The sequence below is a fragment of the Ramlibacter sp. P4_H7 genome (assembly GCF_056400765.1).
Genome location: NZ_JBFUKP010000001.1, coordinates 15,077 through 37,013, shown reverse-complemented (window position 1 = coordinate 37,013; position 21,937 = coordinate 15,077). Strand labels below are relative to the sequence as shown.

Annotated in this window: 25 protein-coding genes and 1 tRNA gene; 20 read left to right on the top strand and 6 right to left on the bottom strand. The window is 66.8% G+C overall.

All coding sequences use genetic code 11. From position 1 onward, the window contains the following. Window positions 1–4 precede the first annotated feature (4 nt). The 8 genes from hisF to tatC all read left to right on the top strand — a co-directional run bounded on the left by hisF (window position 5) and on the right by tatC (window position 3,959). Window positions 5–784 (top strand): imidazole glycerol phosphate synthase subunit HisF, encoded by a 780-nt coding sequence (gene hisF, locus AC1DSA_RS00205; RefSeq protein WP_477884841.1) that lies wholly within the window; start codon window positions 5–7, stop codon window positions 782–784. Window positions 785–855: 71 nt separating this feature from the next. Then, the gene (hisI, locus tag AC1DSA_RS00200; RefSeq protein ID WP_477884839.1) at window positions 856–1,245 is read left to right on the top strand and encodes a phosphoribosyl-AMP cyclohydrolase; all 390 of its coding nucleotides are present in this window, start codon (window positions 856–858) and stop codon (window positions 1,243–1,245) included. Window positions 1,246–1,251: 6 nt separating this feature from the next. Next, window positions 1,252–1,620, top strand: coding sequence for a phosphoribosyl-ATP diphosphatase (locus AC1DSA_RS00195; RefSeq protein WP_477884837.1), 369 nt, complete (start codon window positions 1,252–1,254; stop codon window positions 1,618–1,620). 10 nt (window positions 1,621–1,630) lie between these two features. Further along, window positions 1,631–1,987: a DUF4870 family protein gene (locus AC1DSA_RS00190; protein WP_477884835.1), complete on the top strand. Its 357-nt coding sequence runs from the start codon at window positions 1,631–1,633 to the stop codon at window positions 1,985–1,987. A gap of 7 nt (window positions 1,988–1,994) precedes the next feature. Further along, complete coding sequence (locus AC1DSA_RS00185; RefSeq protein WP_477884833.1) at window positions 1,995–2,354, top strand: histidine triad nucleotide-binding protein; 360 nt, start codon at window positions 1,995–1,997, stop codon at window positions 2,352–2,354. A gap of 67 nt (window positions 2,355–2,421) precedes the next feature. Beyond that, complete coding sequence (tatA, locus tag AC1DSA_RS00180) at window positions 2,422–2,667, top strand: Sec-independent protein translocase subunit TatA (RefSeq protein ID WP_477884831.1); 246 nt, start codon at window positions 2,422–2,424, stop codon at window positions 2,665–2,667. Between the two features lie 4 nt (window positions 2,668–2,671). Further along, window positions 2,672–3,130 carry a Sec-independent protein translocase protein TatB gene (gene tatB, locus AC1DSA_RS00175; RefSeq protein ID WP_477884829.1) on the top strand — a complete coding sequence of 153 codons (459 nt, stop codon included), beginning with the start codon at window positions 2,672–2,674 and terminating at the stop codon, window positions 3,128–3,130. 34 nt (window positions 3,131–3,164) lie between these two features. Then, the gene (tatC, locus tag AC1DSA_RS00170; protein WP_477884827.1) at window positions 3,165–3,959 is read left to right on the top strand and encodes a twin-arginine translocase subunit TatC; all 795 of its coding nucleotides are present in this window, start codon (window positions 3,165–3,167) and stop codon (window positions 3,957–3,959) included. Window positions 3,960–3,966: 7 nt separating this feature from the next. On the opposite strand, the gene AC1DSA_RS00165 is transcribed toward tatC, so the two are convergent. Together AC1DSA_RS00165 and AC1DSA_RS00160 are read right to left on the bottom strand one after the other, a co-directional pair. Further along, window positions 3,967–5,124, bottom strand: a complete 1,158-nt coding sequence (locus AC1DSA_RS00165) for a S1C family serine protease (RefSeq protein WP_477884825.1) — start codon at window positions 5,122–5,124, stop codon at window positions 3,967–3,969. A gap of 49 nt (window positions 5,125–5,173) precedes the next feature. Then, window positions 5,174–6,448, bottom strand: coding sequence for a diguanylate cyclase domain-containing protein (locus AC1DSA_RS00160; protein WP_477884823.1), 1,275 nt, complete (start codon window positions 6,446–6,448; stop codon window positions 5,174–5,176). A gap of 98 nt (window positions 6,449–6,546) precedes the next feature. Here AC1DSA_RS00160 and AC1DSA_RS00155 point away from each other — a divergent pair, with 98 nt between their 5' ends. Next, window positions 6,547–7,305, top strand: a complete 759-nt coding sequence (locus AC1DSA_RS00155) for a Nif3-like dinuclear metal center hexameric protein (RefSeq protein WP_477884821.1) — start codon at window positions 6,547–6,549, stop codon at window positions 7,303–7,305. Continuing rightward, window positions 7,302–8,318: a 4-hydroxythreonine-4-phosphate dehydrogenase PdxA gene (gene pdxA / locus AC1DSA_RS00150; RefSeq protein WP_477884819.1), complete on the top strand. Its 1,017-nt coding sequence runs from the start codon at window positions 7,302–7,304 to the stop codon at window positions 8,316–8,318. Before AC1DSA_RS00155 ends, pdxA begins: the two co-directional genes overlap by 4 nt. Here the strand turns inward: pdxA and mscL are convergent. Beyond that, a complete protein-coding gene (gene mscL / locus AC1DSA_RS00145) occupies window positions 8,315–8,758 on the bottom strand; it encodes a large conductance mechanosensitive channel protein MscL (RefSeq protein ID WP_477884817.1) in 444 nt (147 codons plus the stop codon). The genes pdxA and mscL overlap by 4 nt on opposite strands. A gap of 124 nt (window positions 8,759–8,882) precedes the next feature. Between mscL and petA the strand changes: the two genes are divergently transcribed. The 6 genes from petA (at window position 8,883) to AC1DSA_RS00115 (ending at window position 13,117) form a co-directional block, all read left to right on the top strand. After that, window positions 8,883–9,479: a ubiquinol-cytochrome c reductase iron-sulfur subunit gene (gene petA, locus AC1DSA_RS00140; protein WP_477884815.1), complete on the top strand. Its 597-nt coding sequence runs from the start codon at window positions 8,883–8,885 to the stop codon at window positions 9,477–9,479. A 5-nt stretch (window positions 9,480–9,484) separates the two neighbouring features. Beyond that, on the top strand, window positions 9,485–10,894 hold the full coding sequence (locus tag AC1DSA_RS00135; protein ID WP_477884813.1) for a cytochrome b: 1,410 nt from the start codon (window positions 9,485–9,487) through the stop codon (window positions 10,892–10,894). A 17-nt stretch (window positions 10,895–10,911) separates the two neighbouring features. Then, the gene (locus AC1DSA_RS00130) at window positions 10,912–11,670 is read left to right on the top strand and encodes a cytochrome c1 (RefSeq protein ID WP_477884811.1); all 759 of its coding nucleotides are present in this window, start codon (window positions 10,912–10,914) and stop codon (window positions 11,668–11,670) included. A gap of 100 nt (window positions 11,671–11,770) precedes the next feature. After that, window positions 11,771–12,382, top strand: a complete 612-nt coding sequence (locus tag AC1DSA_RS00125) for a glutathione S-transferase N-terminal domain-containing protein (RefSeq protein WP_061500777.1) — start codon at window positions 11,771–11,773, stop codon at window positions 12,380–12,382. Window positions 12,383–12,402: 20 nt separating this feature from the next. Next, window positions 12,403–12,915 carry a ClpXP protease specificity-enhancing factor gene (locus AC1DSA_RS00120; RefSeq protein WP_477884809.1) on the top strand — a complete coding sequence of 171 codons (513 nt, stop codon included), beginning with the start codon at window positions 12,403–12,405 and terminating at the stop codon, window positions 12,913–12,915. A 126-nt stretch (window positions 12,916–13,041) separates the two neighbouring features. Continuing rightward, window positions 13,042–13,117, top strand: a tRNA-Thr gene (locus tag AC1DSA_RS00115). Between the two features lie 65 nt (window positions 13,118–13,182). Here the strand turns inward: AC1DSA_RS00115 and AC1DSA_RS00110 are convergent. Further along, window positions 13,183–13,491 carry a hypothetical protein gene (locus tag AC1DSA_RS00110; protein ID WP_477884807.1) on the bottom strand — a complete coding sequence of 103 codons (309 nt, stop codon included), beginning with the start codon at window positions 13,489–13,491 and terminating at the stop codon, window positions 13,183–13,185. 31 nt (window positions 13,492–13,522) lie between these two features. Here AC1DSA_RS00110 and AC1DSA_RS00105 point away from each other — a divergent pair, with 31 nt between their 5' ends. The 3 genes from AC1DSA_RS00105 (at window position 13,523) to cqsA (ending at window position 18,864) form a co-directional block, all read left to right on the top strand. Beyond that, on the top strand, window positions 13,523–14,476 hold the full coding sequence (locus AC1DSA_RS00105; protein ID WP_477884805.1) for a M23 family metallopeptidase: 954 nt from the start codon (window positions 13,523–13,525) through the stop codon (window positions 14,474–14,476). Between the two features lie 210 nt (window positions 14,477–14,686). Next, window positions 14,687–17,470 (top strand): preprotein translocase subunit SecA, encoded by a 2,784-nt coding sequence (secA, locus tag AC1DSA_RS00100; protein ID WP_477884803.1) that lies wholly within the window; start codon window positions 14,687–14,689, stop codon window positions 17,468–17,470. Between the two features lie 134 nt (window positions 17,471–17,604). Beyond that, the gene (gene cqsA / locus AC1DSA_RS00095; RefSeq protein WP_477885932.1) at window positions 17,605–18,864 is read left to right on the top strand and encodes an alpha-hydroxyketone-type quorum-sensing autoinducer synthase; all 1,260 of its coding nucleotides are present in this window, start codon (window positions 17,605–17,607) and stop codon (window positions 18,862–18,864) included. Here cqsA and AC1DSA_RS00090 read toward each other — a convergent pair. Together AC1DSA_RS00090 and AC1DSA_RS00085 are read right to left on the bottom strand one after the other, a co-directional pair. Beyond that, entirely contained in the window at window positions 18,861–19,838 is a 978-nt protein-coding gene (locus AC1DSA_RS00090; protein WP_477884801.1) for a response regulator, read from the bottom strand. The two genes, cqsA and AC1DSA_RS00090, sit on opposite strands and share 4 nt — an antisense overlap. A 21-nt stretch (window positions 19,839–19,859) precedes the next feature. Then, on the bottom strand, window positions 19,860–21,188 hold the full coding sequence (locus AC1DSA_RS00085; RefSeq protein WP_477884799.1) for a sensor histidine kinase: 1,329 nt from the start codon (window positions 21,186–21,188) through the stop codon (window positions 19,860–19,862). Window positions 21,189–21,245: 57 nt separating this feature from the next. On the opposite strand from AC1DSA_RS00085, the gene AC1DSA_RS00080 reads away from it, so the two are divergent. Then, window positions 21,246–21,914 carry a helix-turn-helix transcriptional regulator gene (locus tag AC1DSA_RS00080; protein ID WP_477884797.1) on the top strand — a complete coding sequence of 223 codons (669 nt, stop codon included), beginning with the start codon at window positions 21,246–21,248 and terminating at the stop codon, window positions 21,912–21,914. Window positions 21,915–21,937: the final 23 nt, after the last annotated feature.

The window sequence follows — 21,937 nt, the reverse complement described above, 5'->3', positions numbered from 1 at the left end:
TCCCATGCTCGCCAAGCGCATCATCCCGTGCCTGGATGTCACGGGCGGCCGCGTCGTCAAGGGCGTCAACTTCGTGGAGTTGCGCGATGCCGGCGACCCCGTGGAGATCGCCGCCCGCTACAACGAGCAGGGCGCCGACGAACTCACCTTCCTGGACATCACCGCCACGAGTGACGACCGCGACCTGATCCTGCACATCATCGAGGCGGTGGCCTCGCAGGTGTTCATCCCGCTGACCGTGGGCGGCGGCGTGCGAACCGTCGAAGACGTGCGCCGGCTGCTCAACGCTGGCGCCGACAAGACCAGCTTCAACTCCGCCGCGGTCGCCAACCCGGACATCATCTCCGCGGCTTCCGCCCGATACGGCGCGCAGTGCATCGTCGTGGCCATCGACGCCAAGCGGCGCAGCACCGAAGATGCAGCCAGCCGGGGGCCTGGCTGGGACGTCTACACCCACGGCGGACGCCGCAACACCGGGCTGGACGCCGTCGCCTGGGCGAGCGAGATGGCCCGCCGGGGCGCCGGAGAGATCCTCCTGACCAGCATGGACCGGGACGGGACCAAGGCGGGGTTCGATCTCGAACTCACCCGGGCGGTGAGCGACGCGGTGCCGGTGCCGGTGATCGCATCGGGCGGCGTCGGCAACCTGGACCACCTGGCCGATGGCATCCAGCAGGGCGGCGCCGATGCGGTGCTGGCCGCCAGCATCTTCCACTACGGCGAGTACACGGTCGGCCAGGCCAAGCAGCGCATGGCCGAACGCGGCATCCCGGTGAGGATCTAGAGGACAACGAGCCACCTGGTGGCGGCTCGTCCCTGGCCGGTGCGCTGCGCGCGTCGTGGGACAATTGCGTCATGGACTGGCTGGATCAAGTCAAGTGGGATGCCCAAGGGCTCGTTCCCGTCATCGCGCAGGAGGCTTCCACCGGCGACGTGCTGATGTTCGCCTGGATGGACCGTGAGGCGCTGCGCAAGACGGCCGAGCTCGGGCGTGCCGTGTACTTCAGCCGCTCGCGCGGCAAGCTGTGGTTCAAGGGCGAGGAGTCCGGCCACGTGCAGCAGGTGCACGAGATCCGCATGGACTGCGACAACGACGTGCTGATGCTCAAGGTGACGCAACTGGGGCACGATCCCTCGATCGCCTGCCATACCGGCCGCCACAGCTGCTTCTTCCAGCTTTATCGCGACGGCGCCTGGCAAGCGGTGGAACCCGTCTTGAAAGACCCGTCGACCATCTACAAATAGCGACCCATGACTGCAGTTGACCCGCTGGCCCGACTGGCCGATGTGATCGAGAGCCGCAAGCTCGCCAACGGGGGCGACCCGGAGGCCAGCTATGTCGCGCGCCTGCTGCACAAGGGGCCGAACGCTTTCCTCAAGAAGATCGGCGAAGAAGCGACCGAGGTCGTCATGGCCGCCAAGGATCTCGAGCACGGCGGGGACCCGACCAGGCTCGTGGGCGAGGTAGCCGACCTCTGGTTCCACTGCATGATCGCGCTGGCGCACTACGGACTGAGGCCGGCCGACGTGGTGGCGGAACTGCAACGGCGCGAAGGTCTGTCGGGGCTGGAGGAAAAGGCCCTGCGCAAGGCTCGCGATCGTGAAGGGCGGGGTGAGTAGGGGGACCGAAATGGCTCAGACCGACTACGGGGAATTCGTGGGCAAGACGCCCGGCGACCGCAGCGTCATGCACCTGCTGTACGGCATGCACACGGTGTCGCCGTTCACGCTGTGGACACTGTCGGTGATCGCGCTGGTCGTGCACTACGTCAGGCGCGCCGACGAGGGCGACGTGCTGTACCTGGCCCACCACAACTACATGATCCGCACGGTGTGGTGGACCCTGCTGTGGCTGGCCCTGAGCTCGCCGCTGTGGCTGCTGGTGTTCCTGCCCGGCGCGCTGGCCTGGACCGTCATCGGCGCCTGGTATCTCTACCGTTGCCTGCGCGGGTGGCTGCGCTTCAACGACAATCGCCTTCCCGAATGAACACGCCATGAGCCACGATCCGAACTGCATCTTCTGCAAGATCGCCGAGGGCAAGATCCCCGCGCGCAAGGTGTACGAGGACGAGGAGGTCCTGGCCTTCCACGACATCCATCCGTGGGCGCCGGTGCACTTCCTGCTGATCCCCAAGGAGCACATCACCTCCATGGCGCACGTCGAGGAGCGGCATGCGCCCATGCTGGGCAAGCTGATGAGCCTTGTGCCCAAGCTGGCCGCGCAGGAGGGGTGCCGCCCCTATCCGGAAGGCGGGTTCCGGCTGGTGTGCAACACCGGCGACGACGGCGGGCAGGAAGTGCCGCACGTGCATTTCCACGTGATCGGCGGGCCGCGCCCGTGGTTGAAGGGCTGAGCATTTTCCACAGGGGATGAACTTCCCCTGCCCGACTAGAATCCGAGCAGTAAGACAGGAGTAATCCATGGGTTCGTTTTCCATTTGGCACTGGCTGATCGTGCTGTTGATCGTCGTGCTGGTGTTCGGCACCAAGAAGCTGAAGAACATGGGCCAAGACCTCGGCGGCGCCGTCAAGGGCTTCAAGGACGGCATGAAGGACGGCTCGCAGCCGGACGTGCCCGTGCCGCCGGCCGGCCAGGTGACGGCTTCGCAAGGCCCGACGGGCGCCGACAAGACCACCATCGACGTCGAAGCGCGCAACAAGTCCTGACCCCGTGCTAGACCTCGGCCTCGAAAAGATGGCGCTGATCGGCGTCGTCGCGCTGATCGTGATCGGCCCGGAGAAGATGCCGCGCGTCGCACGCACGGTCGGCACGCTGATCGGCAAGGCCCAGCGCTACGTGAACGACGTGAAGGCGGAGGTCAACCGTTCGATGGAGCTCGACGAGCTCAAGAAGATGAAGGAGACGGTGGAGACGGCCGCGCGCGACGTCGAGCAATCCGTGTCCAGCGCGGCCTCGGACTTCGAAAAGGAGTGGCAGGACGCCACCTCCACGGCGCAGACTGCGCTGCCCGAACCGGCCGCCTTCCCCGAGTACAAGCACCCCAAGAAGAAGTGGCGCGTGAAGCAGGGCGCGGTGCCGCATTGGTACAAGGCCCGCTCCGGCGTGCGCACCCGCGCGCTGTCGGGCGCCGCCCGTGTGGCAAAGTACCGCCCGCAGAAGTTCAACTGAAAGCGGGGCCGGCAGCGCCGGCGGCCCTTCCCCTATGTCCACATCTCCGAACGACCAGGAAGACGAACTGGCCGGCACCGAACAGCCCTTCGTGGCGCACCTCGTCGAGCTGCGCGACCGGCTGGTCAAGGCCATCATCGCCATCGCGGTGGTCGCCGGCGTTCTCGCCATCTTTCCCGGCCCGTCGGCGCTGTACGACATCCTGGCCGCGCCGCTGATTGCGCACCTGCCCAAGGGCGCGACCCTGATCGCCACCTCGGTGATCTCGCCTTTCGTGGTGCCGCTGAAGATCCTGCTGATGGCGGCTTTCCTGATCGCACTGCCGGTGGTGCTGTACCAGGTCTGGGCGTTCGTGGCGCCGGGTCTCTATTCGCACGAGAAGAAGCTGGTGCTGCCGCTGGTCGTGTCCAGCACTTTGCTGTTCTTCATCGGCGTGGCGTTCTGCTACTTCTTCGTGTTCGGCAAGGTGTTCTCGTTCATCCAGAGCTTCGCGCCCAAGAGCATCACGGCCGCGCCGGACATCGAGGCCTACCTGAGCTTCGTGCTGACCATGTTCCTCGCCTTCGGTGCGGCCTTCGAGGTGCCGATCGTCGTCGTGGTGCTGGCGCGCATGGGCATCGTGCCGGTGCAGAAGCTCAAGGAGTTCCGCGGCTATTTCGTGGTGCTGGCCTTCATCATCGCCGCCGTCATCACGCCGCCCGACGTCGTGTCGCAGCTGGCGCTGGCGGTGCCGATGTGCCTGCTCTACGAGGTGGGCATCTGGGCCGCGCAGATCTTCATCAAGCACACCAAGGCGCCCGAGGAAGAGGGCCAGGCCGCCAAGTCCTGAAGAAGCGTCAGCGCTGCGGCGCTGCCTGCGGCTGCTTGGGCTTGGGCCGCCTGCCCGGCGTCACGGTCACTTCCAGGTTCTCCTCGCGGCGCTGCAGCTTGAACTGGGTGGCGGTGCCGGGCTTGAGCGCCGCCACGGTCGACAGCAGCTCGGACACATTGGCGATGTCCCTGCCGGCCACCTGGACGACCACGTCGCCCGGGCGAACGCCGGCCTGAGCCGCCGGCCCGCTTTGCAGCACCCCGGTGATGAGCACCCCCTTGTGCGCCTTCACGCCAAAGGTCTCCATCAGTTCCGGCGACAGGTCCGCCGGCTCCACGCCGATCCAGCCGCGCGTGACGACGCCGTCTTTCACAATGCCCTCGAGCACCAGCTTGGCGGTGGACACCGGAATGGCGAAGCCGATGCCCATGCTGCCGCCCGAGCGGGAGTAGATGGCGGTGTTGATGCCCATCAGGTTGCCGCTGACGTCCACCAGCGCGCCGCCCGAGTTGCCCGGGTTGATGGCGGCGTCGGTCTGGATGAAGTTCTCGAAGGTGTTGATGCCCAGCTGGTTGCGCCCCAGCGCGCTGACGATGCCGCTGGTGACGGTCTGGCCCACCCCGAACGGGTTGCCGATGGCGAGCACCTGGTCCCCGACCTGCAGCGCATCGGAATTGCCGAGGGTGATCACGGGCAGCCGATCGAGGTCGATCTTCAGGATCGCGAGGTCCGTTTCCGGGTCCGTGCCGATCACCTTGGCGCGTGCCTTGCGGCTGTCGTTCAGCGCAACCTCGATTTCGGTCGCGCCCTCGACCACATGGTTGTTGGTGAGGATGAACCCGTCCGGGCTGATGATGACGCCGCTGCCCAGCCCGCTTTGCGGCATGGCGCCCTGGTCGCCGAAGAAAAAGCGGAACCAGGGATCGTTGGAGGAGGGCCGTTCCGCCGCCTTGCTGGTGTTGATGCTGACCACAGCCTGCGAGGCCTTTTGCGCCGCCAGGCGGAAGCTGCCCGTCGGGGCCGGCGCGTTCGCCGCGCTCGGGGACTCCGACAGCGTGACGCCGGTCGCGGCGGTCGTGACCGGGCGGCGGTTCAGCCATTCCGGCTTCATCGTCATCACGACGAAGTACACCGCGAGCAGCACGGTCACGGACTGGGAGAACAACAGCCAGAAGCGTCGCATGTGTTGACTTGGGGAAACCCCAAGTGTATGCCCGCCCCGGCGCTGCGGGTCAGCGGGCGGAACGCTGCAGGGACGGCATCGGCTGCGTCGCACTGCCGCGGTGGCGCGCCGGCGGCTTGAACTGGGCCTCCTCGATCGCCACCGGCATGCCTGTCAGCAGGTCGAAGGTGGCAGCCCGGGTTCGCATCTGCCGGGCCGCCTCGGCCAGTCGCTGCGCATCGTCCAGCACGTCTTCGACTTCCGGCGCCCGGCGTCCCAGCAGCACGATGCCGATGCCGAAATCGACCCGCACCCGCACCGTTTCCCCGCTGCGACCCGTCACTTCCACCGGCTGCCGGAGGCTGGCCGCCAGCCGCAGGCCCAGGGTGCGGAGCCAGGCGCGCGTGGGGATGGTCTCCACCATGGCGACGAAGCAGCGGTCCCAGTAGCGGCCCACGGGGTTGACGACGCGCATCTCGCGCTGGATGCGGGCGGCGAGCGTCATCCATGCCTCGTTCAAGGCCGCGGTGCCGGCGACGGCGGCGATCCGCTCCGGCTCGAACACCGTGACTGCGACCAGGGCGCCCTCCCGCCCGGTCCGGCGCCGCCGTTTTTGCGCGGCGACGAGGCGGTGGACCAGTGCCGCGCTGCTGTGCAGCTTGGTGACGGGGTCGATGGCGGGGACGCTGCCCGTCTCCCGCGTGCGCCACGTCCGCAGCTCGCGCCGCCACAGGACGTGTCCGGTCAATGCATTGCTGGCGGCAGCCGCCAGCGCGACCAGGGCCTGTTCTCCCAGGCTCCACTGGCCGAGGTGCATGGCGATGGCATACAGCCCGGCGATGGCAGGCAGCGTCAGCAGGCAGCCGCAGGCCATGATCAGGGCGAGGCGATCGCCGATCCTCCAGGCACGCACCGTCACCCACCACGTCAGGCCGCCGCCGGCCAGGGAGAGCTGGGCCGCCACCGGCAACTGCAGGTCCGCCGGCAGCGCCAGCGTGGCGAGTCCGAGCAGCGGCAGGGCGAAGGCGCAGGCGCGCAGGACTGCCGCCATCAGCCGGTCGCGCTCGTTGGCGGCGAGCCAGGCATGGATCCAGAAGGTGGACAGGCCCACGCAGAGCGGGCCCGCGAGCACCTGGAGGACCCGCAGGCGCTCGGCGCCCGGGGCCGCCGCCTGGCGCAGCACGCCGCTCTCCACCAGCACCAGCAGGAAGACACTCACGTGGTAGCCGAGCGAGCGGAGCTGCGAGGCACTGGGCCGTGCAAGCAGGTCGCCAAGCCGCGCGAACGCAACCGCCGCGATCGCGCCCAACGCCATGCTCCAGACCATCATCGTCAGCGCGCTCATCGTCCGCTCCTTGCTGCTCCATGCCGACCGCGATGTTGGAGCGAGGCAGCACCGGGGGGCCGTAGCAGAATGGCGGCTGATCCTGTGTCCTATTCCGCATGACCCACCGGCAAGACTTGCTGCAAGCCTTCGACACCCTGCTCGCTCCGGAGCGGTTCCGCGACTACGGGCCCAACGGGTTGCAGGTGGAAGGCCGCGACACCGTGCGCAAGCTCGTGTCCGGCGTCACGGCCAGCCGCGCCTTGATCGAGGAGGCGGTGCGCCGGGGAGCCGATGCCCTGTTCGTCCACCATGGCCTGTTCTGGCGGGGACAGGATGGCCGCGTCACGGGCTGGATGAAGCAGCGGCTGGCGCTGCTGCTGGCCCACGACATCAACGTGTACGCGTACCACCTGCCGCTCGACGCGCATCCGGAACTGGGCAACAACGCCCAGTTCGGCCGGCGGCTGGGGCTGCTGGCGGATGCCCGCTTCGGCGAGCAGGACCTCGGCTTCCTCGGGGGGCGCGAGGAATCCAGGGATTTTTCGGGGCACGAGGCGCTGGCCGTGCACGTGCGGCAGGCGCTGGGGCGCGACGTGACCTGCGTGCCGGGCGCGGCCGGGCCGATCCGGCGCATCGGCTGGTGCACGGGCGGCGCGCAATCGTATTTCGAAGCGGCCATCGCCGCCGGTGCGCAGGCCTTCCTGACGGGCGAAATCTCGGAGCCGCAGGCGCATTACGCCAGGGAGTGCGGGGTTACCTACCTGGCTTGCGGCCACCATGCGACGGAACGCTACGGCGCGCCGGCCGTTGCGGCGCACGTCGCGCGACAGTTCGGCATCGACCACGAATTCGTGGACGTGGACAACCCGGCATGAAGCCGATCGCCATCACCCTCGGCGATCCCGCCGGCATCGGCCCGGAAATCATCGCCAAGGCCTTCGCACAGGCGGCGGACCTGACGCGGGGCACGTTCGTGGTCGGGGACATCGGCTGTGTCCGCCGCGGAGCGCGCATCGCCGCCGGAAACCGACCCCCGCTGGCCGTGGCCCAGATCGAGACCAGCGCGGAGGCCGTGGATGTCCCGCCCCTCTGCATTCCGGTGTTGCAGCCTACTGCTCCGGCACGGGAGCTGCCGCCCCTGGGCCGGGCGAGTGCGCAAGCCGGGCGCCTGGCCGCCGACGCTGTGGTGTGGGCGACGCGGGCCGCCCTGCGCGGCGAGATCGCGGCATTGGTGACTGCGCCCCTGCACAAGGAAGCGCTCTCTGCGGCGGGCGTGCCGTTCCCGGGCCACACGGAACTGCTGCAGGCCGAGGCGGCCTTGCACGCCGGCGTGCCGGTGGAGCAGATGCCAGTGCGCATGATGCTGGCCAACGACGAACTGCGCACCGTGCTGGTGAGCATCCACGTGTCCTTGCGCCAGGCGCTGGAGGCGGTCACGCGGGAACAGGTGCTGGAGACCCTGCAGATCACCGACCGGGCCCTCACGGCGGCGCTGGGGCACCGGCCCCGCATCGCCGTCGCCGGGCTGAACCCGCACGCGGGCGAGGGCGGCCTGTTCGGCCGGGAGGAGTTGGACGTCATCGTCCCGGCGATGCAGGACGCGTCCCGCGATGGCCTGGACGTGCACGGGCCGTTCGCCCCGGACACGGTGTTCATGCGTGCGCGCCGCGGCGAATTCGAAGTGGTCGTGGCCATGTACCACGACCAGGGCCTCATCCCCGTGAAGTACCTCGGGGTGGAAAAGGGCGTGAACGTGACCCTGGGGCTGCCGCTGGTGCGCACCAGCCCGGACCACGGAACCGCCTTCGATATCGCGGGCACCGGCCGGGCCGATCCGGCGAGCCTGCTGGAGGCCCTGCGGATGGCGCGCCGGCTGGCGACGCCCTAGCGCGCTCCGCGCAAGCTGTCGCGGATCTCCCGCAGCAGCATCACGTCTTCCGGAGGAGGCGCCGGCTCCGCGGCCTGCGCCGGCGTTTGCGCGTTGGCCCGGCGCATGCGGTTGATCTGCCGGACCATCAGGAAAATGATGAAGGCCAGGATCAGGAAATTGACCGCCACGGTCACGAAGTTGCCCCAGGCCAGCACCGGGACGCCCGCCTTCTTCAGCGCGTCTAGCGTCAAGGCCGTGCCCGGCGGGACGTCGCTCAGGACGATGAACAGGTTGGAGAAATCCAGCTTGCCCACGATGCGACCGATGATCGGCATGACCAGGTCGCCCACCAGCGACTCGACGATCTTGTTGAAGGCCGCGCCGATGATCACGCCCACTGCGAGATCGACCACGTTGCCCTTGATCGCGAATTCCTTGAACTCGTCCAGCAGTTTCATGAGATGCCCCTCTTGTTGGAACAGCGGGAGTATGCGCCGGGACCCGCCGGCATTTGAAGGGGGTGGAAACGACCCGCTACAATCGCGGGTTGACCCTAAACAGCGAGAGATCCTCGAGGACCCCATGAGCAACTCCACGGTGGACGCCAGCAAAAGGACGTGGTTGATCGCGTCCAGTTGCGCAGGCGCGGTGGGCGCAGGCTTCGCAGCCGTCCCATTTGTCAGCAGCTTCCAGCCCTCCGAAAGAGCCAAGGCCGCCGGCGCACCGGTTGAAGTCGACATTTCGGCGCTGCAACCCGGGCAGAAGATGACCGTCGAATGGCGCGGCAAGCCGGTGTGGATCCTGCGCCGCACGCCGGACCAGATCGCTGCGCTGCCCAAGATCGACAGCCAGCTGGCCGATCCGAAGTCCGAGCGCAAGGCCTACCCCATCCCGGATTACGCGAAGAACGAAGCCCGCTCGATCAAGCCGGAATACCTGGTGGTCGTGGGCATCTGCTCGCACCTGGGCTGCTCGCCCAGCGACAAGCTCGCCCCCGGGCCGCAGCCCTCGCTGCCGGACGACTGGCAGGGCGGCTTCCTTTGCCCTTGCCACGGCTCCACCTTCGATCTGGCGGGCCGCGTCTACAAGAACAAGCCCGCGCCGGACAACCTCGAGGTGCCGCCGCACATGTACCTGTCTGACACCCGCCTGCTGATCGGCGAAGACAAGAAGGCTTGAGCGACATGGCTGAATTCAAGGAAATCTCCCCCAACGCCAGCGCCGGCGCCAAGTTGACCAACTGGCTCGAGAACCGTTTTCCGACGGCTTTCGATGCCTACAAGGTCCACATGTCGGAGTACTACGCTCCGAAGAACTTCAACTTCTGGTATTTCTTCGGCTCGCTGGCGCTGATGGTGCTGGTGATCCAGATCGTGACCGGCATCTTCCTGACGATGCACTACAAGCCGGACGCGAACCTCGCCTTCGCCTCCGTCGAGTACATCATGCGCGACGTGCCTTGGGGCTGGCTGATCCGCTACATGCACTCCACGGGTGCGTCCGCGTTCTTCATCGTCGTGTACCTGCACATGTTCAAGGCCATGATCTACGGCAGCTACCGCAAGCCGCGCGAGCTGGTCTGGATCTTTGGCTGCGCCATCTTCCTGATGCTGATGGCCGAGGCCTTCTTCGGCTACCTGCTGCCCTGGGGCCAGATGTCCTACTGGGGCGCCCAGGTGATCGTGAACCTGTTCGCGGCCGTCCCCTTTGTGGGCCCCGACCTGGCGCTGCTGATCCGCGGCGACTACGTGGTGTCCGATGCGACGCTGAACCGCTTCTTCAGCTTCCACGTGATCGCGATCCCGCTGGTGCTGCTGGGCCTGGTCGTGGCGCACCTGTTCTCGCTGCACGACGTCGGTTCCAACAACCCCGACGGCATCGACATCAAGGGCGCGGACCAGCCGAAGGACGCCGCCGGCCACCCGGTGGACGGCATCCCCTTCCATCCGTACTACAGCGTGCACGACATGGTCGGCGTCGCCGTGTTCCTGATGGTGTTCAGCGCGATCATCTTCTTCGCGCCGGAACTGGGCGGCTACTTCCTGGAGTACAACAACTTCATCCCGGCCGACCCGCTGAAGACGCCGCCGCACATCGCGCCGGTCTGGTACTTCACGCCCTACTACTCGATGCTGCGCGCAACGACCGACTTCATGGTCAACGTGTTCGTGGTCGTCGCCGCGCTGGGCGCCGTGGTCGCGATCTGGAAAGGCCGACTGGCCTTGGTGGGCAAGGTCGCCATTGTGGTGGCCGCGCTGGTGGCCATCGCGCTGCTGAAGACCTTCGACGCCAAGTTCTGGGGCGTGGTCGTGATGGGTTCCGCCGTGATCATCCTGTTCTTCCTGCCCTGGCTGGACCGGAGCCCGGTGCGCTCCATCCGCTACCGCCCGGAATGGCACAAGTGGCTGTACGCCGTCTTCGTGGTGTTCTTCTTCGTGCTCGGCTACCTGGGCATCGAGCCGCCTTCGGACGGCAAGACCCTGCTGGCCCAGATCGGCACGCTCTATTACTTCGGCTTCTTCCTGCTGATGCCTTGGTGGAGCCGCCTCGGCGCCTTCAAGCCGGTGCCCGAGCGCATCGTGTTCGCGCACTGAGCCGGGGAGCATCCAGAATGAAAAAACTGATCCTCACCGTGATGCTGGCCTTCGGCGTCGCCGCCGGAGCCCAGGCAGCGGGCGGCGAAGAAGTCCATTGGGACAAGGCCCCGAGCCGCACCAACGACCTGCCCGCGCTGCAGAACGGCGCCAAGCTGTTCGTCAACTACTGCCTGAACTGCCACTCCGCGGCGTTCATGCGCTTCAACCGTCTGCAGGACATCGGCATCTCCGAGCAGCAGATCAAGGACAACCTGCTCACGGTGTCCGACAAGGTCGGCGAGGTGATGAAGTCGCCGATCGATCCGAAGGAAGCGAAGGAGTGGTTCGGTGCGGTGCCGCCGGACCTGACGCTGATCGCGCGGTCCCGCGCGGGCCACGGCGGTACCGGGGCCGACTACCTGTACACCTACATGCGCACTTTCTACCGGGACGCCGAGCGGCCCACCGGCTGGAACAATCTGGTCTTCCCGAACGTCGGCATGCCGCACGTCCTGTGGGAACTGCAGGGTGACCGGGAGCCGCAGTTCGCCACCGAAAAGTCGCATGGCCACGACATCCAGGTCTTCTCGGGCTGGAAGCAGGTGACCGCGGGAACGATGACGCCGCAGCAGTACGACCAGGCCATTGGCGACCTGGTGGGCTTCCTGCAATGGATGGGCGAACCGGCGCAGAACCATCGCGTCCGCATCGGCACCTGGGTGCTCCTGTTCCTGGGTGTGCTGCTGGTCCTCGTCTGGCGCCTGAACGCGGCCTTCTGGAAAAATGTGAAGTAGCGAAGGCCAGCGCGTCCCGGCCGCCGCCGTGACGCCTCCTTCGTTGTAGAGTGGGCTGCTCCGCGCACCCACTCTTTTTGGTTTTTAAAGGACTTTCAAAATGATGGTGCTGTACTCGGGAACCACCTGCCCCTTCTCCCATCGCTGCCGCTTCGTGCTGTTCGAAAAGGGCATGGACTTCGAAATCCGTGACGTCGACCTGTACAACAAGCCGGAAGACATCAACGTGATGAATCCGTACGGCCAGGTTCCCATCCTGGTCGAACGCGACCTCATCCTGTACGAGTCGAACATCATCAACGAGTACATCGACGAGCGCTTTCCGCACCCGCAGCTGATGCCGGGCGACCCGGTGGACCGCGCGCGTGTCCGACTGTTCCTGCTGAACTTCGAGAAGGAACTGTTCGTGCACGTGTCGACGCTCGAGTCGCGCGCCGCCAAGTCCAACGAGAAGGCACTGGAGAAGGCCCGATCGCACATCCGCGATCGTCTCACCCAGCTCGCGCCCGTGTTCCTCAAGAACAAGTACATGCTGGGCGAGAACTTCTCCATGCTCGACGTCGCGATCGCGCCGCTGCTGTGGCGCCTCGACTACTACGGGATCGAACTGTCCAAGAACGCCGCGCCGCTGCTGAAGTATGCTGAGCGCATCTTCTCGCGTCCCGCGTACATCGAGGCACTGACCCCGTCGGAAAAGGTGATGCGGAAGTAGAGCCTTTCGCCGCAGGACCGATGAACGCCCTCGAATCGACGTCGACGCGCCCCTACCTGATCCGGGCCCTCTACGAATGGTGCACCGACAACGGCTTCACGCCGTATGTGGCGGTGCTCGTGGATGAGTCCGTGCAGGTTCCTCGCGAGTACGTGAAGAACGGCGAGATCGTGCTGAACATCAGCTACGACGCCACCAGTTCGCTCAAGCTGGGCAACGACTTCATCGAGTTCAAGGCGCGCTTCGCCGGCACCGCGCGCGAGATCATGGTCCCGGTCAACCGCGTGATCGCGATCTATGCCCGCGAGAACGGCCAGGGGATGGCGTTTCCCGTTCCGGTGGCCGGGAGCGCGACGACGGACGAGCCAGTGTCGGCCAAGACCTCTCCCCTTTCCAGCGTGCCCGCAGCGCCTGGCGAAGGCGAAGGCAAGGTCGTCCAGCTGGTCACGCCCGAGGACGGCGCCAAGCCACCGGACCACGAACCGCCGAAACCTCCCAGCGGCCCGCGCCCTGCACTCAAGCGGGTGAAGTAGTCCTCGTCGCGGCACCGGCCCGCTGAATCTTTCGAGCGCAGACGTGCACGAACGGCAACCAGCCGCCGTGCCCGTTCGTCATCTGATGTAATCCAGCCTGGAAGTCCAGGCGCCTCGCCTGGCCCCGCCGGTTTAGCTCAGTCGGTAGAGCAACCGCCTTGTAAGCGGTAGGTCGTCCGTTCGATTCGGACAACCGGCACCATCCCAAAGACGGGCGGCCTCGCCGCGACAGTCGGTGTCAACCACCGGGACCGACGGCCCCGCAGGTTACTTCTGGAGGCTTCCAACCTTCAGGCGGATGACGCTAACCTCCCACCCACGATTGCTGAGCTTTTGCTGAAGGACAGGAACAAGCTGTCTGAGCTTGGCAGCCGCCGAGCTGCTGTCGACCAGCAGGCACCAAGTGGTCCCCTCGATGGGCCCGGGCCGGATGGAAGCACGAAGCGCAGGGGGAATGGACGATTCGATCGCCTTGAACCGTTCGCCCGACTCGCGCACCAGCTGCGATAGCCGCGCAAGCGTCGGAGATTCCTCGGCTGCCTGCTGGAAAGGCACCGGGTGATGGCGGCGGTTCATGGATGGAGCGGGACGGAAGAGGGAGAAGAAGGTGCATTTCATTATCACGGATGCCTGGCTCGCGAAGAGTCGAGCGGTTCACCTCAGTGGCACCAAGCTCGTGCTGGCACTGGTGAGCCTTTCCCTGGTCCTGATGCTGATGGCCGCTGGCCTGTACCACTGGGTGTTCCTCAAGGGCGCTCGCGAGCGCTGGCCGGTGGTCGGTACCCTGGTTCGGTTCGTGGTGCAGGACGAGTTCGAACAGCGCGACCGCTTCATGCGCGAGAACCTGGACGCCATGGCCCGCAGGCTGGGCGAGATGCAGGCGCGGGTGGTCCAGCTCGAAGCCCTGGGTGACCGCGTCTCGGGCCTGGCCGGCGTGAACACGGCGGAGCTCAAGGCCAACCCTGGCCGCGGCGGTGCGCTGATCGAAGGGCGCCCCCTGTCCGTGCAGGAGCTGCAGGCGACCCTGGACGACCTGGAGCGGCTCACTGGCGAGCGCACCGACCTGCTCACGGTCATGGAGTCGCGCCTGATCGACCAGCACCTGAAGAAGCTGATGGTGCCCACGCAGCAGCCGATCCGGGCGGCCCACGTGGGGTCGCCCTTCGGCTGGCGCATCGACCCGTTCAACGGCCGCTCGGCACTCCACACCGGCCTCGACTTCCAGGCGGAGACCGGCACGCCGATCCAGGCCGCTGCGGGTGGCGTGGTCGTGGCGGCGGAAGTGCATCCGCAGTACGGAAACATGGTGGAAGTGGACCATGGCAACAACCTGATCACCCGCTACGCCCATGCCTCTCGCCTGCTCGTGAAGAAGGGCGACCTGGTCAAGCGAGGCCAGAAAGTGGCCGAAGTCGGCACGACGGGCCGGTCCACCGGGCCGCACCTCCACTTCGAGGTGCTGGTGCAAGGCGTTCCGCAGGATCCGCAGAAGTTCCTGCGGGCGGGAGCGGCGCCGCAGAATGTCGCAAGGCTCGAGTCCACCGGGGCACGCGCTCGCTGAGGCCCTTCGAGGGTCCCGAAAGAGCCCCGCATGGCGGGGCTTTTTCATGGAACCCGGCCTACAGGCTGCACAGTTAAAATCCCCTGCTTTGGCCGCCATGGCTTCCATTCTTGGAAACGCGCCTGGCGGCTCCATCTGATCCTGCTGAACAACAAAAGGACTGCGCTGTCCGCTGCGCCCTTTCGCGCACCCCGGACGACAACCGCGCCCATGGCCACCAATTTCCTGACCAAAATCTTCGGCTCCCGCAACGACCGCCTGCTCAAGCAGTACCGGCGCACGGTGGAGCAGATCAACGCGCTCGAGGCGGGCCTGGAGCAGCTGTCCGACGAGCAACTGCGCGCCAAGACGCAGGAGTTCCGCGAACGCCTGGCCAAGGGCGAGGAAACGGTCGACGACCTGCTGGTGGAAGCCTTCGCCGTCGTGCGCGAGGGATCGAAGCGCGTGATGAAGATGCGGCATTTCGACGTCCAGCTGGTCGGTGGCATCGCCCTGCACCAGGGCAAGATCGCTGAAATGCGCACCGGCGAGGGAAAGACGCTGACGGCGACGCTGCCCGTGTACCTCAACGCTCTCACGGGCAAGGGCGTTCACGTCGTGACGGTGAACGACTACCTGGCCAACCGCGACGCGAGGTGGATGGGCAAGCTGTACAACTTCCTGGGCATGACGGTGGGCGTGAACCTGCCGCAAATGTCGAAGAACGAAAAGCAGGAAGCGTACGGTTCCGACATCACCTACGGCACCAACAACGAGTACGGCTTCGACTACCTGCGCGACAACATGGTGTACGAGGTGGGTGATCGGGTGCAGCGCCTGCTGAACTACGCGATCGTCGACGAGGTGGACTCCATCCTGATCGACGAAGCGCGCACGCCGCTGATCATCAGCGGCCAGGCCGAGGATCACACCGACCTGTACATCGCGATCAACAAGGTCGTGCCGATGCTCACCAAGCAGGAAGGTGAAGCCGACCCCCGCACGGGCGAAGGTGTCACCAAGCCGGGCGACTTCACGGTCGACGAGAAGACGCACCAGGTTTTCCTGACCGAGCAGGGACATGAGAACGCCGAGCGGATCCTGTTCAACCTGGGCCTCATCCCCGAGGGAGCGACGCTGTACGACCCGGCGAACATCTCGCTGATGCACCACCTGAACGCGGCGCTGCGGGCCAACCACCTGTACCACCGCGACCAGCACTACGTGGTGCAGGAGGGCGAGGTCATCATCGTCGACGAGTTCACGGGCCGCCTCATGCAGGGCCGCCGCTGGAGCGATGGCCTGCACCAAGCCGTCGAGGCCAAGGAAGGCGTGCAGATCCAGGCCGAGAACCAGACCCTCGCGTCGATCACCTTCCAGAACTATTTCCGCCTGTACGGCAAGCTCGCCGGCATGACGGGCACGGCCGATACCGAGGCCTACGAATTCCAGGAAATCTACGGCCTCGAAACGGTGGTGATTCCGCCGAACCGGCCGAGCCGGCGCGAGGACCAGCTCGATCGCGTCTACAAGACGACGCGGGAGAAATACGAGGCGGCGATCCAGGACATCCGCGAGTGCTACGAGCGCGGCCAGCCTGTGCTGGTGGGCACGACGTCGATCGAGAACTCGGAGATCATCGACCAGCTGTTGCAGAAGGAGAACCTGCCGCACCAGGTGCTGAACGCCAAGCAGCACGCCCGCGAGGCCGAGATCGTCGCGCAGGCCGGCCGGCCGAAGATGATCACCATCGCCACCAACATGGCGGGCCGCGGCACGGACATCGTGCTGGGGGGCAACGTGGAGAAGGCGGTGGAGGCGGTCGAAGCGGACGAGTCGCTCGACCCGGCGACCAAGCAGCCGCGCATCACCGAGCTGCGCGCGCAGTGGCAGAAGGACCACGAGGCCGTCGTCGGCCTCGGTGGCCTGCGCATCATCGCGACGGAACGGCACGAGAGCCGCCGCATCGACAACCAGCTGCGCGGCCGCTCCGGACGCCAGGGCGATCCGGGCTCGTCGCGCTTCTACCTCAGCCTGGACGATCCGCTGATGCGCATCTTCGCGGGCGACCGCGTGCGCGCCATCATGGAGCGCCTGAAGATGCCCGATGGCGAGGCCATCGAGGCCGGCATCGTCACGCGCAGCATCGAAAGCGCGCAGCGCAAGGTCGAGGGCCGCAACTTCGACGTTCGCAAGCAGCTGCTGGAATACGACGACGTCGCGAACGACCAGCGCAAGGTGATCTACCAGCAGCGCAACGACATCCTGGATGCGCAGCAGCTGGGCGCGCAGATCGCGTCGCTTCGCGAGGGTTGCTTCACTGACCTCGTCCACCAGTACGTCCCGCCGGAAACCGTGGAGGAGCAATGGGACCTCGCCGGCCTGGAGAAGACGCTGGCCGAGGACTGGGGCATCGAACTCGCCCTCAAGCAGGAGGTCGAGTCCGCCACGGCGATCACCGACGAAGACATCGTCGAAAAGGTCGTTGCCGCGGCCAATGCGGCATTCGACGCCAAGGTCACGCAGATCGGCGAGGAGAACTTCACCCACTTCGAGCGCATGGTGCTGCTGCAGACCATCGACTCGCACTGGCGCGAGCACCTCGCGGCACTCGATTACCTGCGCCAGGGCATCCACCTGCGCGGCTATGCGCAGAAGCAGCCGAAGCAGGAATACAAGCGCGAGGCCTTCGAGCTGTTCGGGCAGATGCTGGATGCGGTGAAGAACGAGGTGACGCGGGTGCTGATGACCGTGCGCGTGCAGTCCGCCGAACAGGTGGAGCAGGCGGCCGAGGACCTGGAAGACCGCGCGGAGCGCATCGCCAACGTCACTTACACGGCGCCAACCGACACCGGCGAGGTCCAGAGCACCCTGGACGAGGCCACGGCGCGGCAGCGGCCCGTGGTTGCAGCGGCGATGGCCGCGGCGGGGGGCATGCCCCGCGTCGGGCGCAACGATCCGTGTCCCTGCGGCAGCGGCAAGAAGTTCAAGCACTGCCACGGCCAGCTGACTTGAGGTGGACGGCTTAAGCCGCTCGCCTAGAACGAAGTAACTGCGTGTAAACACCCCTGTCAAACCTGACAGGGGTCGTGACTCATCCGGGAAACAGATTCCCTCCAATGGTCAACTCATGAAACAAGGAGTTGTCCATGGAAGTCGTTGAGAAGCAGATCACGCACCCCGCCGCTGGTGCGTGCAGCACTGCCGTCGAGCCGGATTTGTTCCCCCGCCTGCGTGCACGCATGCAGGCCCAGTTCCGACAACGGTGGGAACAGGAGTGGGGATCCCGGCTGCCCACGCAAGGACGTTCGCCGGGGCCCGACGCGGTGCGGCTCGACGGGAACGACTACCTGGCGCTGACGGGGCACCCCCACATCGTGCAGGCGCAGGTCGATGCCTTGCGCCACAACCGCGAGTTCGTCGTGCAGTCGGTGGTGTTCCAGCATGACGGCAGCCCTACCTCGCGGCTCGAGGCCGCGCTGGCTTCACACCTGGGCAAGCAGCGCGCAATGTTGTCCCAGTCCGGCTACGCGGCCAATCTCGGGTTGCTGCAGGTGATCGCGGATGCGGAGACGCCCGTGTACCTCGACAGCCTCGCCCATATGTCGCTCTGGGAGGGTGTGCGGGCGGCCGGAGCGCCTGCCCATGCGTTCCGCCACAACGATCCGGAGCACTTCGAACGCATGGCCCAGCGTCACGGGCCGGGCCTGCTGGTCGTCGATTCGGTCTACAGCACCACTGGAGCCCTGTGTCCGTTGCGCGCGATGGTGGAAGCGGCAGAGCGCCAGGGCTGCATGATCCTCGTGGACGAGTCCCACTCGCTGGGCACCCATGGCCCGGAAGGCCGCGGGCTGTGCGCCGATCTGGGGCTGACGCACCGCGTCCACTTCATCACGGCCAGCCTGGCCAAGGCGTTCGCCGGCAGGGCAGGCGTGTTCACGGTGCCGGAAGAATTGCGGCCCTTCATGGTCGCCCACAGCTTTCCGGGCATCTTCAGCTCCTGCCTTCTACCGCACGAGATTGCGGGCCTCGCGGCGACGCTGGACGTGATCCGTGCCAGCGATGCGGCGCGTGCGCAATTGCGGCGCACCACGCAGCGCGTGCGCGGCGTGCTTGCCGACCTGGGTTTTCCCATCGGCCACGGGAGCGAGCAGATCATCTCGCTGGAAGCGGGGACCGAGGTCGACATGCTGAAACTGCGCGACGCACTGGAAATCCGCGGGGTCTTCGGGGCCGTGTTTTGCGCGCCTGCCACGAGCCGCAACCGCGCGATGGTGCGACTGACGCTGAGCGCCGGCCTGACGGATGCCGAGATCCGGCACGTCGCCGCCGCGGCGGGTGAGGTTGCCCAGATCGTGAAGCCCTGGGAGTGGCCGATCGCCCGCCGTCAGCGGGCGCGGGCGGACTAGTCCTGCACCTGCCGCTTGGGCTGCCGGCCCAGCCAGCGGCTGTAGCTGTTGTCCGGATCCGGCCCATTGGGCGTTTCCACGGAGAAGACGGCGCCCAGGAGGCCGCCCGCTTCGCCGACGGCGAAGGCATTGACCAGCGACACGGCCTGCGAGGAGGACAGCGCCTGCCGCAGCTCGATGTCCGCCAGCCTGGTGCCGGCGCGGATGTCCGCGAGGTCGGAGCGTGCGACGCCGGCAACCTCGGCGACTTCGGCCAGCGCTGCCAGTCCCTGGCGCGTTTCGAGCTGCAGCCATGCGACCTTGCCGGCGGCATCCATGCCCAGCACGCCGAAGGGCGCGCCGATCACCACGTGTTCCACCCAGTGTTTCAGGCAGAAGTTCGTCAGCCACGCATCGACACCCGGCGCCCGCAGCAAGGCACTTTGCTCCTGCGTGAGGGTGGACCGCCAGATCTGGGCGTGCCGCGCGTGCGACGTGAACAGGAGGCTCTCCACCGCCTCGATCAGCCGGCGCGAGATGTCCTGCGTCTGCTTCGGAATGAACTGGTCGATCAGCCCGCGGTTGAACGCGCGCACGGCGACCTGCTCGTCTGCCTGGCCGGTGAGAAGCACACGCGCTCCGGGCCAGTCCCCCAGTTCCGCCAGCACCTGCAACCCGTCCATGCCCGGCATCGAGAAGTCCACCACGCAAACGCGCGACAGCGCATAGCGCTCGGTGTAGCGCGACCAGTAGGCCAGGATCTGCGGGATCAGCGGCTTGCCTTCCCGCCACAGCCCGATCAGCTGCTGCTGGTTCCAGGCATCGGCTTCCCAGAACGGAGGCTCCTGCAGCAGGTGCGAGATGCAATCGGTGGGACGCAGGAACAATTTCAGGTGCCAATGGCGCGGCAGCACCAGCGCCAGCATCTCGAGATAGTCCGGATCGTCATCCAGGAAGACGACGGTGCCGGGGCGGTGGAAGAGTGGGAAGGTCATGGGCAGGGGCCGGGCATTGTCCTATGCGACCGGCAATTCGATGGTGAAGACGGCGCCCTGGTGTGGTGCCGACTTCACGCGGATGCTGCCCTGCGCCGCCTGGATGACGCGCTGGCAAAAGGCCAGACCGAGGCCGTGGCCGGTGCCGCGGTCGGTGGAAAAGAAGGGCTGGAAGATGCGCTTGCGCAGGTCGGCGTCCATGCCGATCCCGTTGTCGGTGAACATGATCCGGCCCCGCTGGCCCTGGGCCCCCACCTCGATCAGCAGGTCGCCGGGCTGCGGTGAGGAAGAGGCTGCCGCGAGCGAGCGCAGCGCGTTCTTCGTCAGGTTGTCGATCACTTGGGAGAACATCTGCCGGGAGCCGAGGAACTGGAAGTCGCTGTACACGCGCACCACGACCGCCTGGCGTTCGCGCGTGCTGCGGTACGGATAGTCGGCGATGGCCCCGTGCACCAGCGCGCCGGCGGAGATCCGCTCGGGGTTGGCCGCCAGCCGCATGAGGCGCGCGTTGGTGATCTGCATGTCGATCTGGTGGTTCATGTTCCGCACCAGGTTGTTCAGCCGCTGCCCCAACTGCTGCAGCCGCTCGCCGCTCTCGCCCCCGTTCTGGGGAGCCTCGTTGCGGACCGCCTCGGCGATCAGCTGCATCGTGGCCAGCGGCGTGCGCAGCTCGTGCGCCATGATGCCCATGGTCCCCAGGGTGTAATTGAGCTGTTCGCGCCGCAGGTTGGACGAGGACAGGCCCAGCACGATGCCGGTGTACCAGCAGAAACCCAGCACCACGACGTTGGTGGCGACCTGCGCCGCGGACATCGACGGCGCCTGCGGGCCGAAGGCCTCGAAGGCGAGCCAGCCCGCCAGCAGGCCGGTGGCGGCGCCCACCGTCGCCAGGCGCCAGTCCGTCAGGTGGTAATAGATCAGGAGCATCGCTCCCATGCTGGCGAGCCACACGGGATTCCCGCCGTTGCAGAAATACATGTACGAGAAGAACCAGGGGAGCGTGATCCAGAAGACCATGGAGAATGTGATCGCGGCCATCCGCGACGGCGGCGTGGCGGTGACTCCAGGCACGACCAGCACGCTGAAGCCCAGTGCCGCCATCAGCAGTCGCAGGGCGAAATTCTCGTAGGGCTGCGGCAGCCAGAGGCCCCAGGCCAGCCAGAACAGGGGATGGCCCAGCATGGTGGAGGCGCCGATGGCACGAATCCGCCAGTGCGAGGGATGCAGCACCGGTTCCATCAGCGGCTGCACCACCGCGTCCGACCCCCAATGCCGCAGGCGATGCATCATCGTCTCGAGCATTGCGCGCGGCGGGGTGGTGTAGGTAACGCGGTGCAAATCCTCACTCATGCCTGTGGGTCCGTTGGTGATATTGTCACAGCCGGGCGGTAGTACCAACGACTTGGCATGGGGATCCCTGTTAACTTTGACAGTGTCAGCCTCGACGGCATCCTCAGCGACTGGGTGGCGGCGCTGCGCGAGTTCTCGGTCGAGGCCGTCGTGGTCCTCGGCCCCGATCCCTTTGGGGGCAGCGATGACCGGCAGGTGGTGGCCGTCCATCCGCCGCTGGTCGCCGAGGCGGCGACCGCGCTCGCTGAAAGCCGCGACTTCGGGGCGCGCTGGCGCGATTCCGATGCGCCGCTGGTGGCCTGGCAAACCATCGCCAAGTCCGACCCCCAGCGGACCAGCCGCTGGCGCATGCTGTGGCTGGCCCACGGCTACCAGACGGTGGTGCGGGTGGAGTTCTCCCTGCCGGCCGGCCGCGCCTTCGAGTGCTTCATGTTCAGCCCGCGCGAACTGACCGACCGCGCCGATGCGGCCATGCTGGCCTGGTCGGCCCTGAACATCTGGCCGCTGGTGAAGCGTTCCATCGCCACCGGCCGCTCCAAGCTCAGCCCGCGCGAACGCGAATGCCTGGAACTGGCCTTCCAGGGCAAGACCGCGCGCGAGACGGCGGGTGAGCTGCAGTGCACCGAGCGCACGGTGAACTATCACCTCGCCAATGCCATGAACAAGCTGAGGGTGGACAACAAGATGGCAGCGATCCAACGCGCCTGCTGGCTGGGCGCGATCTAGCACTATCGGCCGCAAGGGCAGCC